Annotated in this window: 16 protein-coding genes and 1 tRNA gene; 5 read left to right on the top strand and 12 right to left on the bottom strand. The window is 51.3% G+C overall.

Going from position 1 to position 18,474, the window contains the following annotated elements; genetic code table 11:
• Nucleotides 1–38 precede the first annotated feature (38 nt).
• Both ACT3RP_RS08020 and ACT3RP_RS08015 read right to left on the bottom strand, forming a co-directional pair.
• Nucleotides 39–200: a hypothetical protein gene (locus tag ACT3RP_RS08020; protein WP_176483395.1), complete on the bottom strand. Its 162-nt coding sequence runs from the start codon at nucleotides 198–200 to the stop codon at nucleotides 39–41.
• A 217-nt stretch (nucleotides 201–417) separates the two neighbouring features.
• A complete protein-coding gene (locus tag ACT3RP_RS08015) occupies nucleotides 418–600 on the bottom strand; it encodes a hypothetical protein (protein WP_096279987.1) in 183 nt (60 codons plus the stop codon).
• A 229-nt stretch (nucleotides 601–829) separates the two neighbouring features.
• Between ACT3RP_RS08015 and ACT3RP_RS08010 the strand changes: the two genes are divergently transcribed.
• Nucleotides 830–1,000 carry a hypothetical protein gene (locus ACT3RP_RS08010; protein ID WP_176483394.1) on the top strand — a complete coding sequence of 57 codons (171 nt, stop codon included), beginning with the start codon at nucleotides 830–832 and terminating at the stop codon, nucleotides 998–1,000.
• A 136-nt stretch (nucleotides 1,001–1,136) separates the two neighbouring features.
• Here ACT3RP_RS08010 and ACT3RP_RS08005 read toward each other — a convergent pair whose 3' ends face one another.
• From ACT3RP_RS08005 to ACT3RP_RS07995, 3 genes are all read right to left on the bottom strand, one after another.
• Complete coding sequence (locus ACT3RP_RS08005; RefSeq protein WP_096279985.1) at nucleotides 1,137–1,346, bottom strand: hypothetical protein; 210 nt, start codon at nucleotides 1,344–1,346, stop codon at nucleotides 1,137–1,139.
• Nucleotides 1,347–1,790: 444 nt separating this feature from the next.
• The gene (locus tag ACT3RP_RS08000) at nucleotides 1,791–3,107 is read right to left on the bottom strand and encodes a short-chain fatty acid transporter (protein WP_096279983.1); all 1,317 of its coding nucleotides are present in this window, start codon (nucleotides 3,105–3,107) and stop codon (nucleotides 1,791–1,793) included.
• Nucleotides 3,108–3,416: 309 nt separating this feature from the next.
• Nucleotides 3,417–6,815, bottom strand: coding sequence for a molybdopterin-dependent oxidoreductase (locus tag ACT3RP_RS07995; RefSeq protein WP_483393600.1), 3,399 nt, complete (start codon nucleotides 6,813–6,815; stop codon nucleotides 3,417–3,419).
• A gap of 127 nt (nucleotides 6,816–6,942) precedes the next feature.
• Here ACT3RP_RS07995 and ACT3RP_RS07990 point away from each other — a divergent pair, with 127 nt between their 5' ends.
• Nucleotides 6,943–7,623 carry a GntR family transcriptional regulator gene (locus tag ACT3RP_RS07990; protein WP_441686074.1) on the top strand — a complete coding sequence of 227 codons (681 nt, stop codon included), beginning with the start codon at nucleotides 6,943–6,945 and terminating at the stop codon, nucleotides 7,621–7,623.
• Nucleotides 7,624–7,798: 175 nt separating this feature from the next.
• Here the strand turns inward: ACT3RP_RS07990 and ACT3RP_RS07985 are convergent, their stop codons facing one another.
• Together ACT3RP_RS07985 and ACT3RP_RS07980 are read right to left on the bottom strand one after the other, a co-directional pair.
• Nucleotides 7,799–8,281 (bottom strand): prolyl oligopeptidase family serine peptidase, encoded by a 483-nt coding sequence (locus ACT3RP_RS07985; RefSeq protein WP_483393599.1) that lies wholly within the window; start codon nucleotides 8,279–8,281, stop codon nucleotides 7,799–7,801.
• Between the two features lie 141 nt (nucleotides 8,282–8,422).
• On the bottom strand, nucleotides 8,423–9,040 hold the full coding sequence (locus tag ACT3RP_RS07980) for an FMN-dependent NADH-azoreductase (RefSeq protein WP_483393598.1): 618 nt from the start codon (nucleotides 9,038–9,040) through the stop codon (nucleotides 8,423–8,425).
• A 158-nt stretch (nucleotides 9,041–9,198) separates the two neighbouring features.
• On the opposite strand from ACT3RP_RS07980, the gene ACT3RP_RS07975 reads away from it, so the two are divergent.
• Nucleotides 9,199–10,095: a LysR family transcriptional regulator gene (locus tag ACT3RP_RS07975; protein WP_483393597.1), complete on the top strand. Its 897-nt coding sequence runs from the start codon at nucleotides 9,199–9,201 to the stop codon at nucleotides 10,093–10,095.
• Between the two features lie 218 nt (nucleotides 10,096–10,313).
• Here the strand turns inward: ACT3RP_RS07975 and ACT3RP_RS07970 are convergent.
• Together ACT3RP_RS07970 and ACT3RP_RS07965 are read right to left on the bottom strand one after the other, a co-directional pair.
• Nucleotides 10,314–10,404 (bottom strand) — tRNA-Ser (locus tag ACT3RP_RS07970).
• 48 nt (nucleotides 10,405–10,452) lie between these two features.
• Entirely contained in the window at nucleotides 10,453–12,159 is a 1,707-nt protein-coding gene (locus ACT3RP_RS07965) for a potassium/proton antiporter (protein WP_483393596.1), read from the bottom strand.
• 152 nt (nucleotides 12,160–12,311) lie between these two features.
• Here ACT3RP_RS07965 and ACT3RP_RS07960 point away from each other — a divergent pair, with 152 nt between their 5' ends.
• Both ACT3RP_RS07960 and ACT3RP_RS07955 read left to right on the top strand, forming a co-directional pair.
• Entirely contained in the window at nucleotides 12,312–13,448 is a 1,137-nt protein-coding gene (locus ACT3RP_RS07960) for an ABC transporter substrate-binding protein (RefSeq protein ID WP_444625422.1), read from the top strand.
• A gap of 26 nt (nucleotides 13,449–13,474) precedes the next feature.
• Nucleotides 13,475–14,860: a 3'-5' exonuclease family protein gene (locus ACT3RP_RS07955; RefSeq protein ID WP_483393595.1), complete on the top strand. Its 1,386-nt coding sequence runs from the start codon at nucleotides 13,475–13,477 to the stop codon at nucleotides 14,858–14,860.
• Nucleotides 14,861–14,872: 12 nt separating this feature from the next.
• Here the strand turns inward: ACT3RP_RS07955 and ACT3RP_RS07950 are convergent, their stop codons facing one another.
• From ACT3RP_RS07950 to ACT3RP_RS07940, 3 genes are all read right to left on the bottom strand, one after another.
• A complete protein-coding gene (locus ACT3RP_RS07950) occupies nucleotides 14,873–15,676 on the bottom strand; it encodes an alpha/beta fold hydrolase (protein WP_444625420.1) in 804 nt (267 codons plus the stop codon).
• A gap of 27 nt (nucleotides 15,677–15,703) precedes the next feature.
• Nucleotides 15,704–16,372 carry a 7-cyano-7-deazaguanine/7-aminomethyl-7-deazaguanine transporter gene (locus ACT3RP_RS07945; RefSeq protein ID WP_096279963.1) on the bottom strand — a complete coding sequence of 223 codons (669 nt, stop codon included), beginning with the start codon at nucleotides 16,370–16,372 and terminating at the stop codon, nucleotides 15,704–15,706.
• Between the two features lie 143 nt (nucleotides 16,373–16,515).
• On the bottom strand, nucleotides 16,516–18,456 hold the full coding sequence (locus ACT3RP_RS07940) for a propionyl-CoA synthetase (RefSeq protein ID WP_483393594.1): 1,941 nt from the start codon (nucleotides 18,454–18,456) through the stop codon (nucleotides 16,516–16,518).
• Between the last annotated feature and the right edge of the window lie 18 nt (nucleotides 18,457–18,474).

The following is an 18,474-nucleotide window of genomic DNA, read 5'->3' as shown; positions in this document are numbered from 1 at the left end:
AGCCGTGCCACTAGGTCATCGTCTGATGGAAGAATTATTTAACTTTGTGCTTCTTCTTCATCATCTTTGTGAGCGGTCACGGTCGTGACTGCCGTTTGACGGGCATCTTGAGGAGAGCTATATAGACGTGCATCGATCACATGCAACACTGCCAATTGAGCAAATAGCACCGCAAAGCAGACAATCAATCCTTTCAACATGGTAGATCTTCCTTAGTGAATTAATAGCATCAAGCTGACAGCATAATAACGATTATTTTTAGATAAACAACGGGGCCTAACGTGAATTAAATAATGTTAACCGCTCTTAGAAGACTTTTGGATGATATTCCTATTCACAATTATCTATCTCTCAAATACTTAACGCCTGTATCAGGTGGTCCGCTTCAGCAGGATTGGTATTTTTCCATCGATAGAATCAATCCTTAACGGTTACTTTTCGCAGGTCATCGACGGAGATGCCATCCGGCAACTCTGACTCGCTGCTCGGCAGCCAGACAGGTGAGAAGTCGCTATCTTCTCTACCATCATCATGCGTATGCCCTGGAATACGATAAACCACTTGCTCGCGTCGATGATCCCATGCGAATACACGCTCCATACGCCACTCCTCGTTAAAGATTATTTCAGCTAAGACACTAGTGCCTACGTTGACGTTCCGTCACGAGCAGACCCGATGGTTGATTGCCATTTTACGGCTCTGAGGAATATTCGCATATCAATGGCGGAGATATGCTTCGCATTCGCACGCATAAATTTTAGCCAATCGACATAGACCGCATAGATGCTGTTAAATGTAGCAGGATTATTTAACTGATAAGGAGTTATCCATGAAAGCACTCATTCCACTGTGTTTAATTGCCGTACTGCTGGCAGGCTGCAGCTCAGGTCCTTCTTCATCACGAACCGCAGATTGCCGCGATGTAGCAGAAAAAATGGGCGACACGATGGCCTACGGTGACTGTATGCGAGGGACAAAGATTAATACGTCTGGTTTTTGATACGGCTCAGCCGGGTTCTCTAGAAAGCTAGAAGCCTTTTCAGCAAAGCTCTAAGCCCCCCACCGCGACAAGCGTAGGGGCTTAGAAGTCGACATTAGAGGTAAATGATAGGAAAGATTAAATCCTAGCCACGGAATTAATTCTTATCTCCTGTTATTTCACCCGCGATTTTTCGCAGCCCTTTTTCAATAAGATGTTCCTCACCTTCTCTTTCAAAGTCTGCTTCCGCGGTTGGCTCAAAAAGCGCTGCCCCACAAGAATCACATGTAGGTGTCGCTTTAGATTCGATCTCAACGTCGGGGTTGTATTCCTTACCGCACTTTTGGCACTTATCTACACTGTTCATGGCAGATCTCCTTTTGCCGTACCCATATCTATTGAGCAACAAGCAGAAGAATAGGTTCAACCAAGGATGATGAAAAGATAAGTGACTAAATGACTCTTAATGAAAGATAGCTCGTGCACACAGGAGAATTTTAGAAAAAAATGCCCCTGGCGAGTCAGAGGCATTAAAGTGGCTTCTATGAGTGAACTATACGGGTCGCGCCTATACCACTGTCGTTGGCGAGGTTGAGTATCTCCAGATGGGAAAGCGAATTTGAGCCTTTGCTCTACTGCAGCGGCACAATGAACAGACTGCCCAGGACGCTATCTAGCAAGTAACCCCAGCAATGAAGCGCTATATTAACAACAACCTTGTGAAAGCTAGAGGCAAATAAATATCACGAAATACCAGAAAACATAGCGCTTCGACACAGGTAGGCCAAACGAACTCTGTCCCGTTTTTTTTTCAAAATAACAACAATATGGCGGAAATCGCGACGCCTGTTGTGCCCATCATTATCACGCAGAAACCCATAATATCGCGCGCCTTGAGCCCAGCAATTGCCAATACGGGCAGTGCCCAGAATGGCTGAATCAAATTGGTCCAAGCATCACCCCACACAAACGCGATAACAACGTCCGCGAGATCTGCGTTTAGCGACTGGGCCGCCTCGACAAGAATAGGCCCTTGAACCGCCCATTGCCCTCCTCCCGATGGAATGAAGATATTGAGTATGCCCGCCGATAGAAAACTCACAAACGGCAATGTGCCAGGCGTCGAAATATTGGCAAACGCTTGTGCTAACTCAGCCCCCAGACCTGAAGCACTCATCATGCCCATAATCCCAGCATAGAACGGAAACTGGATAAGCACGCCGGAAACCCCGCGCGCCGCCTCATCGATAGCGGCAAGAAAGCTGCGTGCGCTAGCGTGCAGAGCCAAGCCTAGAAAAATGAGCACGAAGATGATGATGTTTAGATTGAGGCCACCCCCATTTACGGCATAAACGACCACCGAAGCAAAGCCCAATGCCGCACTTACCCATGCTAATGTCTTGGACCGCTCTAAACGTTCAGCCGGACGCAGCGCCTCTGATGGGCTGTCCTTAACGACGTCTTCTTTTAGGTTGTCAGAATTTACAGTCACAGGCTTATCGATACCCCACATCAATAAGCGGCAGGTCAGCGGTAACACGATAAGGATCGCCGCGCATATACTTAGGTTCAGTGCACTGAAGATTGTTTCGCTGGTCGGGATCAAACCGATCTGATCTTCAAGAAAGTGCCCTGGCGTTGCAATAAGCAGCGTTGCTGACCCTGATAGGCCAGCATGAAAGCTGATGAAGCCCGCATAGGCACTGGCCACCAATAGTCGATAGTCGACACCTTCGACTCGCCGGGCCAATTCGCGGGCAAGAATTGCACCAGCCACTAGGCCCATGCCCCAGTTAATCCAGCATAGGACTAACGTTGTGAAACTCACTGTTAAAATGGCACGTCCAGGCGTTTTCGCTACGCCAGCGATACGATCTACCAGCCCCATAAATACTGGCGTACGCGCTACGGAGAACCCTGCCACAAGAATAAGCGTCATCTGCATTGCAAAACTTAGCAGATTCCAAAACCCATCTTGCCAATAGCCGAGCATTGCCACAGGTGCTTGGCCTTGAAAAACAATGCCAGCTAAGAACACAATTAATGTGATGAAAAGTACCAGAATTAGCGGGTCGGGCATGTAGCGATCAAACGCGTTAACAAAGCCGTTAGTGAATGTTTTAAACATGATGTGGTTCCGCCTGGAGGTCAGTGATTAATACCGCGATGATGACGGTAGGTCAGAGTGGCGCTGGTCAGTTTTTATAGTGTTATCCCAATCGATATGCTGGTGTTCCACCATCCGGCAGACATCGACGAATACCCTTCCTCTGGTAGTACTATGCTCCTTTCTCTGCTAGCACTATTTCACGAGCAGACCACAGGGTGAGACCATGACGCGTGATAAGCGCATAACCATGTTCTCATTTCCCGCTTGGGCTGACTTGGGATCTCGTCTTGGAGTGCACACTTCATTTACCTCCTTTTTGTTTTATTCTTACGTGGCGATTGTAATCTCTGTCAACGGCACGGCCTGACAGGTTAAACACTGATTTGCTTCCAATTCGCTGCCGCTAAGATGCGCGACTTCTCCATCAATAAGCTCGCAGATACAGCTCTCACATTGACCGACGCGACAACCGCTCGGTAGCGAAAAGCCATGCTCAAGGGCGGCGTCAAGGATCGAGCCCATTTCTGGTCGCCACTCAAAACTATTCCCTGTTCCTGCTACGTGAACGATTTGAGGCTGTAACTCAAGGGGAACAGGGCTAGGCGAGGTAAAGGCCTCGAACATGATGTCAAACGCCGGAATGCCTAGTGCTTTCATCGCCTGGTTCGCACTGTCAATGAAGCCAGGGGATCCACAGATGTAGATGAGTGGTCTTCTTGACTGGAGCAGAGTGACCGCCGAAAAATCTACCCGACCGTGAACCGTGTAATCCTTGCCAATCTCATCGGACGGTAGAGGAGCAGAATATGCGGTGATGCTATGCAGATTAGGCAGCGCCGTACGAAACTCTTTTAGCCTGTTTGAAAAGGGGTGCTCGTCCCCACTTCGGCATCCATGAAGCAACATGATTTCAGTGTTTCCACTTTCGGCCACGAGGCGTTCTAGTGCACTGATAAACGGTGTGATGCCAATACCAGCTGCGATGAAGACAATGGGTCGGTCACCATGCGTTGGAGGATTAAACACCCCGGCTGGAGATTCAAGCTGGAGGCCGTCACCGATAGATAATTTATGAAGGGAAGCCGAGAGCGATTTTCCTTCCAGCCCTTCGAGGTCTGTGCCCTGACGCCGAACGGCAATCGATAGTGTGTTGGAGAACAAGCCAGAGCCGGTCAATGAATAGGAACGGGCTGGGCCATCTGGGCCGACTCTGGTAGCGACATATTGCCCTGGCAGAAACTCCGGCAGGGCCTGACCGTCCGCAGGTGCCAGTTCAATAGCGATGATATTGCTACTCTCTGGCCGTATTCGAACAATGTTGAAATCACGCCAACCGTTCCAACGCCCGATATTCCGGGTTGGGTGCGGGCTGATTTCGCACTGGATGGCACGCAATGGAACTGAACCGCTGACTGGATCGTGTGCTGTATCGCTCAGTACCGCATTTATATTACTTGTGTTTGGACCAGATACTGGAGTTTCAGCACGGTTAAGAGCTAGCGAAGACTGCCACCAGCCAAATTCAGCCAGAACCACACGATCGTCCAGCGCCTCATTCAGTTTCACCCGCAGCAGAGCTTTACCGGCAGTGGTCGCGACATAGGCCCAGTCTCCTTCAGACAGCCCACGTGAACGCGCAAGCGTCCCGCTAACTTCTATCATGGGGTCAGGTGATTTCTTACGGAGGGACGTAATATGCCGATGAGAGCTGTGCACGAACCAGCCGGATTTTGCAGTAGTCAATGTAAGAGGGAAGTTCGCTCCCTTGCTATCCGCGTGCATTGGGCTTTCCAAAGGCTCGACATGGCAGGCAATGGCGGGGTAGTGAATGTCTAGAAGTTGCTCAGAATAGAGTTCGACAAGCCCCGAGCTAGTAGGAAATCCTTTAAGCCTATCCTTTAGCGCGAGCTGGCCATGTTTCTGCAATGACGATGGTTGGGGAAACCTCTTTCCGCCGGGGGATTGTCGCAATTGATTGACCGTCACTCCCAATGGCTCAAGCTGCCAATTCCACCCCGCCTCTATGCTACCGCCAAAGAAATCCACCTCAAGACCCAGACGGCAGGCAAGATCGAAAACAATGTCATAGTCGGCGCGAGCATCGAACTCACAATCGATCATTTTGGGGCGAAACTGGAGGGTCTCAACCGCCGCCTGATTGATTTCGAAACCGATTTTTAATGCATCACGCTCTGGGGACAAATTCACCGGTAGTATGATGTCAGCACACTCCGCTGTCGGGTTCATGAAAATGTCCGCGTGTACATGGAAGTCTAATGCGCGTAACGCCGCCAGATTGCGCTCAGCATCAGCCTGCGATACCACAAAGTTAGTACCGAAGCTCATCAATGCCCGAACTCGGTAAGGTAAATGTTCGGTAGCTGCACGGCTGAAATCGCGGGCGGTAATCCATCCGCGGGATGGAGGTCCAAGGGGCAGCTCAGAAAGTCCAAGGGCCTTCTCCTTCTGCCCTTTCGGTAACAGTGAAAGCTGATTGACGGTACGCGTCGGTGGCGGTGTCGGCCATATATTTCCGCCAGGTATATCGCACGCGCCCGTCAAGGCATACATACTCGCAATGGCACGCTCGATGGCAGTGGCATTGGTATGTTGCCCGACCCCCGTCCAAGAATGGTATGCCAGCTTTGGATTACCCTCGAGTAAGGCGTAAAACTGTATAAGTGCGGACCTATCTACCCAACTGACGTCAGCGACATGTGCCGGTGTAAAAGGTTCGGCAGTTTCCTCAAGCAAGGAGTAAACCGTCTTGGCGATAAATTCGGTACCGTTTCGATCGGTCAGCCGAAGTTCATGGTTGAGTTTGAAATCATCAGCCATTGCTTCAGAGGCCCAAGGATCGAATCTTCGCGGTACTCCACTCTTATCGACCACAACAAGATGCTTGGGCCCTTCCCCGCCCCAGAGATCTTCCGCGCGGACAAGATTGCCCGTTTGCTGGTTGACCAGCACGCAGGCGTTTGTCCACCGGCGGACAAACGCATCATTATAGGTGTTCGTTTTGATTAGATGGCGGATGGCGCCCATCGCGATCGCCGAATCAGCTCCTGGACGCACTCGCAGCCAAACGTCGGCTTGCTGCCCAGATCCATTTGGCTTGGGGTCAATGACGACAACCTTCGCGCCTCGGCTGCGAGCTTCGGCAATTCGACTAGCCTGGGCAAGCCATGTCCTTGCCGGATTATGACCCCAAAGGAGGATAACGTCGGCATTTTCATAGTCGGCAAAACCGATGCCGCGTCCGAAGGTTAGTTCATGGGCATAGTCCTTGTGCCAGCCACAAACCTCAACGGCGTAGATAAGATTGGGCGAGCCGAAGCACCTAACGAAACGTTCAACCCACTCGAAACTATCCACCATGGGGGTACCGCTCGGCGTGGTAATCGCAAAAGCAACCGCTTCGGGACCGTCTACGTCCCTGATGTCACCCAGATGGCTAGCAACTTCGTCAAGCGCATCGTTCCAAGAAATTGCCTCCCATTTGGGGTTCGGAGCGCCTTTGGGAGAAATTCGCCGTAGAGGAGTGCGTAGCCTCTCAGGACTGTGAACCATCTCGGGAGAAGCTCGCCCCTTCGCGCAAAGAGCACCGCCAGTTGGGTGGTCGCGTAAGGGCTCAATAGACACAACACGGTTACCACGCACAACCGTCTCTGAGCCACAGCGTGAACGGCAGAGCGTGCAATATCCCTTGAACCTTTGTTCAGTCATGAGCCGACCTCGCACTTTTAAATGCATTATTGTAGCGCGCTACAATAATGCATTTGGATTCTGGCCTTGTCAAAGGTAACGAATTATCATTGAAAAAACGCATCCAAAAATCTGAGTGAACACGCCAATGCAACAGAATCTTCGCGAGCGCATCCTGAAGCAGCTTCGCTCCGAAATCATTTCAGGTGAGAGCCTTCCAGGGACGCTCTACTCCGTCCCTGCATTATCAGCTGAGCTCGATGTTTCAACGACTCCCGTTCGTGAAGCATTGCTCGAATTGGCAAATTCCGGGTTGGTCGAGCCTGTTAGAAATAAAGGCTTTAGGGTTTCGCGACCGTCGATGAAGGAGCTGCAAGATCTTTTCGCTATGCGCGATCTTTTAGAAATACAGGCCGCAAAATTGATGATGGCCGATACGCCATGCGACACAGAACCGCTAAAACACTATGCCCGCGAAATCGAACGTGCCGTCAAGGAGGATGATGTTCGTGCTTATCTTGTCGCCGACCGTTCCTTTCACAATGCCATGTTCATGGCGTCTGGAAATGAACTGTTAGCCAAGACAGCACTCTCCCTTCGAGATAGGATGCGCCTCTTCGGTATTCGCTCGGGTGCAGGGGTGGACCGACAACGTGAATCAGTCGGGGAGCATTACAGCATTATTGAACTTATTGATGCCGGTGAGACGGGCGAGCTTATTACACTCTTGCAGCACCACATTCTTAGCTGGAGGCCAATATTTTCGGCGGCTCTAGAACAAGACGACCTTCGCACTCGAAAAAAACGACTTTTGGGGAGTCAGTCATAATGTTGAATGAGAATGAGCAAGGGTTGATCCTTCGGCTGTTTATGTAGGCGATCCGCAACCACGCCAGGTTAAAAAGAGACAAATAAGTATGGTTTCGCTCAAAGTGTTGCAACAGATCACGTGCATCAATCGTATCTTCGTGGATTACGAAGTAGTGACAGCCGGTACACCTGGTCTACTGTACACGAAGCGCGGAAACCGATGCCCCAAAACGGTCGCTGAGTTTCCTGCCAGGTAAGGCTGCCGCATAAAGGTCTGGTCGTTGGTTCACTACAGCATCCACTACCAGCCCACCATTGGATTCGCCCTGGACAACCAAACCAGTTTCCATCGTGATGCCTTGCGTTATAAGGAACTCACTGACCGCGATAAAATCATCAAAGACATTCTGCTTGTTCTCCAACTGTCCCGCTCGGTGCCAAGCTTTAGCGCTGCCTATCCCCGGCAGTTGATCCGTGCCGTCAGCAGTACCATCAAGCGTGAAGTGGCGCATCTGAGTATGCGCATCACAGAGATAAGTCGTCAGCAAATGTCCGCCGAACAGGGCCGCATCGTTCATGACATACTTATTCTCAGGTATGACAAGCTCGGTCGCCAATTCGGCATCGGCCAGATTGATAGCCACAACTTTACGTCTTTCGGCATCCGGTTGTTTCACGCCTGACAAACCGAAATATCCAGCTTCTCGCTCAAAATAGTGCTGGCCATCTACTCGCGCTTATAAGGGCTGCTGCCGAGTAAACTGGCAACTTTCAGCATATCGATAAAGAGCACAGGCCGTATGCTGGACTGCCTGATATTAAACTTTAGAAGCCCATTCAAGCTGCTTGCCGAGCTTTTCCACGAAGCTCGCCATGCTTTCCTCGCCTAGATCTACCGCCTTTGCCCCACCTCCAGCCACTAGCGTTACGTCGGAAATACCAATGACATTCAGTACTAGACGCAAATATTGAGTTGCGATATCGCGGTTCTTAATGGGTGAGCCCTCGGTGTATACACCTCCAGATGCGATCAGTACAGTTGCCTTCTTGCCAGTCACTAAACCGCTTCCATCAAAGCCAAGGGTCAAACCCTTACGAACAATGTGATCCACCCAAGCCTTCAGGACAGCCGGAACATTGTAATTGTAAACAGGTGTTGCAATAACGATGTGATCAGCGGCGAGCAATTCCGCAACAAGTTCGTCTGAAAGCTGCAATGCGGCAGCCATTTCGGGTGAATGTTTATCCGCAGGTGTGAAGTAGGCTTGTAGCCATGCAGCGTCAACGAACCGAAGTCCTGTCTCCAAAAGGTTGCGGTTGATGATGACACCATCAGAGTGAGCGGTTTCCCACTCTTGTACAAATCTCCGCGCCATGTTGTGTGATACTGAGCTTTCACCGCGAGGGCTAGCTTCTATAACCAAAAGCTTTTCCATTTTAAATCCCCAAAAAAGTAAAGAAGATAGCGCCGTATCGGCGTGTCTCTCCAAATGAGTGTGTTTGGAAAATATAAAGACATTTATTAATTACCGGAAGTGATTAAATTATGATTAAGTCAATCGGTTTTTATGATATAGATTGAGGGGAATCCACTTTGATAGAAAGCCTTACACTTGATCAGCTACGCGTTTTAGTGACGATTGCTGATGAGGGAAGCTTTTCAGCGGCGGGCCGGAAACTGGGTCGCGTCCAATCGGCAATTAGCCAAACGATCGCGACGCTTGAGGATATACAGGGCGTCTCGCTGTTTGAGCGTAGTGGCTACCGTCCCGTATTAACGGACACAGGACGAGTGCTTGTCGAGCAGGCGCGATTAGTATTGGCAAGCGCCGCTAGGTTTGAGGGAGTCGCTATGGGAGTGCGCATGGGATTGGAACCAGAGCTTGTCATTGCAATCGATCCTTTAGTTCCATCGGCACCCCTCATCGAAAGCCTATCTGCCTTAAACCAGACCTTTCTGAATTTGCCCGTCAATTTTTCGACCGAAGGATTGGGAGGTTCGCTGCGGAAGCTAAGAAGCGACTCGGCAGCCATTGGTATCTGCTTGCTGCTTCCTGCCATTCCGGATGATATGACTGCCTATCCACTGCTTCGCGTTCGGATGCAGGCTGTGGTAGCTCCTGGGCATCCGCTGGCACAACTTGGACGAGCGGCGACGCAACTCGACCTGGAGCCACATGTTCAGCTCGTTCTATCGGATCCGATCGATCCAGGAAGCGCCAACTTTGGGCTTGCAAGCGCAAGAATTTGGCGCTTCGCGGATCTTGGTCGACGGCTGGATTTTCTGCTGGGTGGTTTCGGTTGGTGCCGCATGCCAGAACATCTCATAGCGAAGTCAATCAGTGCTGGAAATTTGGTACCACTGCGCATTGAGAACGATCCAACGCCTGAGGAAGGGTTAACAATTTATGCCGCGCATAAGCGTAACCGGCCCCTAGGGCATGCTGGACAATGGCTACTGGATGATCTCAGAAGGCGTTTGCAATCTTAAGGCCGCATCTCTCTGTGGTGTGTCACTCCAGCGAGGCTGAACTAAGGCAGCTCTGAGTTGAACCTAATAGAGATGGCCCAAACGTAATTGTAAGAGCCGCAGATACTTGCAGCCAAGGTACTCTCTCGCTGCAAAGCAGGCATAGGATTTCCCCAACTGTATTTCCCTTGTTACAGACACAAAAAAGCCGCTGAAATCAGCGGCTTTTTCCTAATAGGTGGCGGAGGGACAGGGATTCGAACCCTGGGTAGGTTATTCACCTACGTCGGTTTTCAAGACCGGTGCATTCAACCGCTCTGCCATCCCTCCGGCTTATGCGTGCATATACTACCAGCTTTTCCTTGTAAGTCAACGCCCTTAGTACAATCGAATACCAACGCGAGTAATGTTTCCACCTTCCATCTCGCTGACTACCCAGTGAATGCCGTGCCAGTCCACATCATCCCCTAGCACTGGATGCCCTCCTACGCGCATGGCAACAAATTCAGCCAGCGTTATGCCCGCCTCTCCGTCGCTTAACGTTAAACCATAGGCTAGGGCCACATCTTGCATTAGTGAGGTGCCATCCAGCGTAAAGGTGCCGAAGAACTCGCGCTCCTGTTTTAGTTTCGCATCACCATTAAACAACCGATTAAGGGTATTCAAATCCGCTGAGCGACCAATAACGCAAATCACGTCGCCCAGTTGCAGGCGCGTACTGCCCTTCGGTTGCAGCATGGCGTGATTACGAAACAGCGCAGAAATTAATGCCCCAGAAGGAAAACGCAGCAGGCGAATAGGCACGTCTTCTAAATCTTGATTTTCTACGCCATAAACAAATAGCTCAAAGTCATTTTCGGGCAAAATACCCAGCGGACCCCGTCGGTTGGGGACGGTGCCAACCGGCACCTCTACCTTTAGGTATCGGGCCATTAGCGTTAGCGAGCCGCCCTGGACCAGCAGTGACATCAATACAACAGCAAAGGCGATGTTAAAGTACAGAGAGGCATTTTCGACCCCGCCTATAACGGGGAAGATGGCCAGTACAATCGGAACGGCGCCTCTCAACCCTACCCAGGATATGAAGAAGGTTTCGCGCCAGCGGAATTTGAAAAATGGCTTAATAGCAATCAGCACGGCCAATGGGCGAGCGACAAATATCAGCGCTAGCGCCACCAAGCTGGCAGGCAGCGCTACGTCCCATAGCTCACTGGGCGTTACTAATAAACCCAGCACCAAGAATAGGCCGATTTGACTGAGCCATGCCAAGCCGTCATGTACAGGCAAAATGAAATTGAGGTGCCGCCCCGGCTGATTGCCAATCATCAGACCGGTTAGGTAAATCGCCAAAAATCCGCTACCGCCCAATACGCTGGCGAAGCCGAAAACGCTAAATCCTAACGCCAGCGCTAACATTGCATAAAGGCCCGGTGCTAAGTCGAGCCAGCGCAGCAATTTGGCACTTAGCCAGCCACCGCCGATCCCAACAATTAAGCCAATTCCAAATTGCGAAATGAAAAATAGCAGCGTGTCCGTTGGGCCGCCAATCTCACCTACCAGCAACTCCACCAACATTAGCGTCAGGAAAATCGCCATCGGGTCGTTGGTGCCTGACTCTATTTCAAGCGTAGCCCCTACCCGCTCATTAAGATTAACGCCGCTGCCACTAAGCATTGAAAATACGGCAGCAGCATCGGTCGAACCAACAATCGCACCGACTAATAACCCCTGCACCAGCGTGAGATCAAAAATCCACATCGCGATTAAGCCAACGATACCACTGGTGATAAAAACGCCAAACGTGGCCAAAGAAAGTGCCGGTTTAAAACCAACCCGGAAGGTTTTAAGGCGAGTACGCAAGCCGCCATCTAACAAGATCATGGCAAGCGCGAGATGACCAATAGCAAACGCCATGGAGTAATCATCAAACACCACACCAAGCACGCCCTCTTCACCCGCCAGCATGCCCAGCCCTAGGAAAATAAGTAGTACAGGTACACCCATCATTGAAGATAAGCGGCTTGCCAAGATGCTCAGCGCCATCAGCGCGCCGCCCACCAAAAAGAACATATAAATTGCATCCATGACTCTCTGCCTCTACTTCAATACAGCGCTATTATTGCATGTAACCATTTAATTTACTGTGCCTTGACGGCTTACGCTTATGCCTAAAGGGCTGGTCAGGAGCTTTACTCCGCGGCTACACTTCGTCGTCACAAGATTTGGAGTTACTGACTATGCTGCGCTGCCGATCACGCCAGTGGCACTTTGCGTTACTCACCGTTATTGTCACTTTGTTGCTCTTCACTTCCGTTTGTCACGCTGACAACGACGATCAGAAAAACGACCAGACAGCGATTCCGCTGACGCTAGAAACCGTTGTGGTAGTGCCACCTTCACTGTGGACTCCTATTGAGGATATCAGCGAAGATAAAGTGCCGACCATGGCCCTGACACCGGCGCCTGCGCTAGAGCCACCGCCATTAAAAAACATTACGTTAATGCTGGATTGGTACTTAAGCCCCCAGCATGCAGCGCTCGTGGTGGCCAAAGAACGTGGCTACTATGCCGCTCAAGGCCTTGAGGTAGACATTCAGTCACCGGCAGATCCATCTATCGCCATCAAACTACTAACGGCCGGGGAGGTAGATTTAGCGTTAACGCGCCAGCCTTTGCTACACCTTTATGCCCATGAAGGCGCCCCTATTATTCGAATTGCGACACTGATTGAAACAGCATTAACAGCGGTAGTCGTAATGGGGCCTGAGCAGCTTGATAACGCAAAAAATCTAGCGGGATTGCATTATGGCTACACCACCCGCGAAGGACTTAATTTAAGTATCCCACGACTAGTGCCGCGCTCTGTACAACAAACAGATGATTTTTCTGCCCCTCAGAATTTACACTTTGATCCGACAAGAGCATTGAGAGAGGGCCAGGCAGACGCAGTGGCTGATGGTTTCTTTCACTACCTACCGCCGCAGCTAGCAACCGAAGGGATTACCACGCACTTGATACGCTTTGAGGAGCTGGACATCCCTCGCCACGATGGGCTAGTGGTGCTCGCGAACAGTGATTCCGTCGTGCGCCGCGCAGATACGTGGTCACGCTTCACAACCGCTATTGAAGAGGCGAGCAATTGGATAGTTGAAAACCATGACGCAGCATGGGCGCTATTAACCGCCACTCATCCCGTGCTCGACAATGACATCAACGCGGCCGCCTGGCAGGATATCTTACGCCGCATGGCACTGAGCCCTGCCGCCGTTGACAGTCACCGCTACACCGCATTTGAAACTTACTTGCTGCAAATGGGCCTTATAGACGACACGCTCCCTCTCTCACGTTTGGCAGTAGACCCACATGTACTCTAACTGCTTACTTATCGCTTGGGAGGCGCATGAGCGAAACCGCCCTCATTTTTATTGATTTAGAAACAACGGGAACACGCGCGACACGTGACCGTATTACCGAAATAGCGGCCTTAAAAATTGCTAACGGCGAGGTGATTGATCGTTGGTCGAGCTTGATCTACCCAGAGAGTAAGGTACCGGCACAAATTAGCCAGTTGACCGGTATAGACGATCGCATGCTAAGCAGCGCCCCACGATTTGTGCAGATAGCTAAGCCGCTGCGCGAGTGGCTTGGCGATGGGCATTTAGTCGCGCATAACGCACGCTTTGACTACAGTTTTTTACGCAACGAATTTAAACGCGCAGGTCTGGATTACCGCACATCGATTATCTGCACGCTACGCATATCGCGGCGACTAGCGCCTCAAGAGCGGCAGCATAATCTCAAAGCATTACTCAGCCGTTACGATATCATTCCCCTTTGCCATCATCGGGCTGGCGACGATGTCAATGCGCTGTGGTCGCTATGGCAGGCCTGGCAGAAGGAACACAGTACCGATACGTGGCAGAACCTTCTTAATGAAGAGCAGCGCCACCGCACGCTGCCTGCGCATCTTGATAGCGCTCAACTCGAAGGATTACCCGCCACGCCGGGTGTTTATTTATTTTATGGCCACAATCGACTGCCACTCTACGTGGGTAAAAGCATTAATCTGCGCAGCCGCGTGCTGGGCCACTTTCAGCGTGACCACCAGGACGATAAAGAGATGCGCTTGGCGCAACAGGTTCAGCAGATTGAATGGGAGGAGACAGCCGGCGACCTAGGCGCTCAATTGCGCGAAGCGCAGCTAGTGAAAAGATTAATGCCCATTATGAATCGGCAGCTACGCAAACAGGGAAAACTGGCGACCTGGCATTGGCCGGAAGGCGCAAACTGCCCCGAGCTCATTAGCGGTAGCGCCCTCAACCAACCACAGAGTAAAAAGCTGTATGGTTTATTTCGCAATGCAACGGATGCTAAGAAGGCACTTCGCTCAATCGTTGAGGAACACCAGCTTTGCCCACGCGTTATGGGACTTGAGAAGGGAAAGGGCCGCTGTTTTGCTAACCAGCTGGGCAAGTGCAATGGAGCGTGTAACGGGCAAGAGCCCATAGCTGTTCACACACAGCGCGCAAAGGGCGCGTTACAGCAACTGCAAATCAATGCATGGCCTTGGTCTGGCAGCATTGCTATTGAAGAGCGCCCGACAGGCAACTCCCCTCCTGCCTGGCACGTGGTTCGCCAGTGGTGCTACCTCGGTAGCGCGGCGAGCATTGAACAAGCCACAGCGTTAGCCGATACCCCTACGCTCTTTGATGTTGATAGCTATCGAATTTTAAACCGTTTTTTGCGTCATCCAGAGCAATATGGACTTACCGTTACAGAGCTTTGATCGCCATCTCGCTTATTGAGCGTTTAAAAAAATCTCAACGGCCTGCTGGAAAGCCTCAGGCTGATCGGCGTGCAGCCAATGACCGGCATTTTTAAGCGTTACGACGCGTGCGCTGGGCATTACCGCACGTAGTGCGGGTAGCATGGCGTCAGCGACATAAGGGGAATCAGCCCCACGCAGCACCAGCGTCGGCCCTTCGTAGGGTTGCTCACCGTCCGGCTCGCCAATAATATCGCTATAACCCCGTTTGATCTGATCTAGCCCCACTCTTAACGCCATCACGTTATCGTCGTTACGCACCAGGTTAGTCGCTAAGAAAAGCCGCGTGGGGCGAGAGTCGACATGTTCGCCCAACATTACATCGGCCTCACTGCGCGTTTTAGGCTTACCTTCACGAACGCTTTCGAGTGCGGCAAACACATCATCGTGGCCATGCTCATACGCGACTGGCGCTATGTCGGCAACGATCAGCGAAACAACCCGCTCAGGTGCTAGGCGGGCCAAGCTCATTGCTACTTTGCCCCCCATTGAGTGGCCCAGCACATGCGCACGCTCAATTGAAAGGCTGTCGAGCAGTGCTATAACATCGTCCGCCATCATTGCGTAGCGCATGCCCTCAGCATGAGGAGACCTGCCATGGTTGCGCAGGTCGACAGCAATGACCCGACGCGAGCGCTGCCACGCTTTCAAATGCGAGCGCCAGTTGTCAGCACTTCCTAGCAAGCCGTGAATTATCACCAGCGGAGTAGCGTCAGAGGCATTCTCATCAGCGGGCATATCAATACAGTGGAGATCAACGATGGCAGCGTCAGTCATACAAGCTCCTATGTCTTAGCAATGTTTTTAGGCAGTGCGCGGCACGCTATCTACCTGCCCTGTCCAAACAACTAAACGGCGCGATAACCAGGCGAGTAGCAGGCCATACAGTGGCAAGAAGAATAACAGGCTGATCGCTAATTTGATTGCATAGTCGACGGCGGCAATTTCAACCCAATGGGCCGCCATAAACGGATCAGGGCTGTTGTAAAACGCCGTAGAGAAAAATGCGAACGTATCGGCAAGGTTACCCAGCACCGTTGAACACACTGGCGCGACCCACCAGGATAACTGGCGTAAACGGTCAAACACCTGGACATCAAGCAGCTGACCTATCACATAGGCTAAGAAGCTAGCGAGCGCGATGCGAGCGACAAATAGATTCCATTCAGAAAGCGCTGCAATACCGGCAAAGCTCCCCCGTGGAAACACAACTGAGACCACGTAGGACACCACCAGGGCAGGAAGCATAACGCGAAGAATGATAGCGCGGGCGGGCCCTTTGCCAAATAAGCGCACTGTTAAATCAGTGGCTAAAAAAATAAACGGAAAGCTGAAGGCTCCCCAGGTGGTATGAAATCCAAACAGTGTAAACGGCAACTGAACAAGATAATTACTGGCGGCAATAATGCCAATGTGAAAGGCCACCATTACTAATAAGCAGCGGCGGTGCTGAGCGTCACTCAATGCGAACATGTCGATAAGCCTTTTTGTACATAAGAAGAGGGGTTAGGGAACCCTCGAGGTCATTAGCGCAAGGTGGCGCTAGGGAGCAGCATTATACGGCTTCTACCGCGCAATGAAAGCCGCTCAACTACGTGAGCGGCGTATGGCATCAATCAAAGCGGCGTGGCTTTGTGGGCGGCACCCACCGAACGCTGGCGCATAGTCGTATGAATATCGGCCAAGCTAGCAGGGTCATCAATGGTAGAAGGAATACCAAACTCTTTTCCATCAGCAATCGTACGCAGCAGCTTTCTCAAGATCTTACCTGAGCGAGTTTTAGGCAATCGATCAACCACTAACACCTGCTTGAAACAGGCAATAGGCCCAATGTGCTCACGAACTCGAGCGATTAGCTCTGCCTCCAGAGTCGCCTCATCGCCTGTGAAGCCATCTTTGGGAATCACCAGCCCGATAGGCAGTTGCCCTTTCAGCTCATCATGAATACCAATTACCGCACACTCTGCGACGGCAGGATGTGCACCCACCACTTCTTCTATCTCTCCAGTAGAAAGCCGATGCCCTGCAACATTAATAACATCGTCGGTACGGCCCATAATAAACAAATAGCCCTGCTCATCAAAATAGCCGCCATCACCGGTTAAATAGTAGCCGGGAAACGCCGCCATATACGCCGAGTGGAAACGCTGAGGGTCTCGCCATACGCCAATTAAGCAGCCTGGAGGCATCGGCTGCTTAATGACGACACTGCCCTGCTCCATAGGCTCAGCTTGGCCTCCTTCGCGGTTAAGCACCTGCACATTGAAACCTGGTACAGGGTACGTCGCGGAACCGGCTTTGGTCAGCATCGGTTCGATACCAGGCAAATTTGCCGCAATCGGCCAGCCGGTTTCAGTTTGCCACCAGTGATCAATAACCGGCACTTCAAGCAAGTCATCAAGCCAATGAAACGTCGGAGGATCAAGCCGCTCACCGGCGACGTAAAGATGCTTCAGGCTACTGATATCATATTTTTTCAGCAGCTCGGCATCGGGATCTTCTTTTTTCATTGCCCTGAATGCAGTGGGCGCCGTGAAGAAGCTGGTGACTTGATACTCTTCAATTAAACGCCAGAAGCTGCCTGCATCGGGTGTTTTAACCGGCTTACCTTCATATACAACAGTCGTGCAACCCAGCAGTAAGGGGGCGTAAACAATATAAGAGTGGCCGACCACCCAGCCTACATCGGATGCGGTGAAAAACACTTCACCGGGCTTCATGGCATAAATAGCCTCCATTGAATACGCCAATGCCACCGCGTATCCACCGGTGTCACGCACCACACCCTTGGGCTTACCGGTCGTACCTGAGGTGTAAAGTATATAGAGCGGGTCAGTACCCTTCACCGGGACACAATCGGCATATGGCGCTCCTGCGACTAACTGATCCCAGTCATAGTCGTTAGCGCCTAGCGGTGCCTGATACGCTGTGCGCTGGTAAACGACGCAAGCGTTTGGCTTATGAGCACTGAGAGTAATCGCCTGATCAATCATCGGCTTATAAGGCAGCACTTTACCTAGTTCGATGCCACACGAGGCGGCAACCACCACCTTGGGCTCAGCGTCTTCAATACGTGCGGCCAGCTCATGGGGTGCAAAGCCCCCAAAGACGACCGAATGAACTGCCCCCAACCGTGCACAGGCATACATCGCAATCAATGCCTCGGGAATCATAGGCATATAAATAATGACACGATCACCCTTTTCAACGCCTAGCTGGGCTAAGGCACCGGCGAAATGAGCGACGCGATCACGCAAGTCCCGATAGCTGATAGTTTGCTTAGACTGCGTGGCGGGGGAATCCCAGAAAATGGCCGCTTGATCACCTCTGCCCTGCTCAACGTGGTAATCCAAAGCTGCATAGCAAAGGTTCATTTCTCCATCGCTGAACCAGCGTGCGTGATGCTGATCGTCATAGCTGAGTATCGTGCGGGGCATCGTGTACCAGGGGATACGTTTAGCCTCCTCGGCCCAAAATGTTTCAGGGTGTTCAACCGACTGCTGGAAAGCATTGTGGTAGCGACTCATAGTGTTCTCATCGTTATTATGCAAACGCATTGTTGACACTGTATAAAG

This window comes from Halomonas sp. AOP5-B2-8 (assembly GCF_052376475.1).
Taxonomy (GTDB): Bacteria; Pseudomonadota; Gammaproteobacteria; order Pseudomonadales; family Halomonadaceae; genus Vreelandella; species Vreelandella casei.
This window is presented reverse-complemented; position numbering and strand designations above follow the sequence as displayed.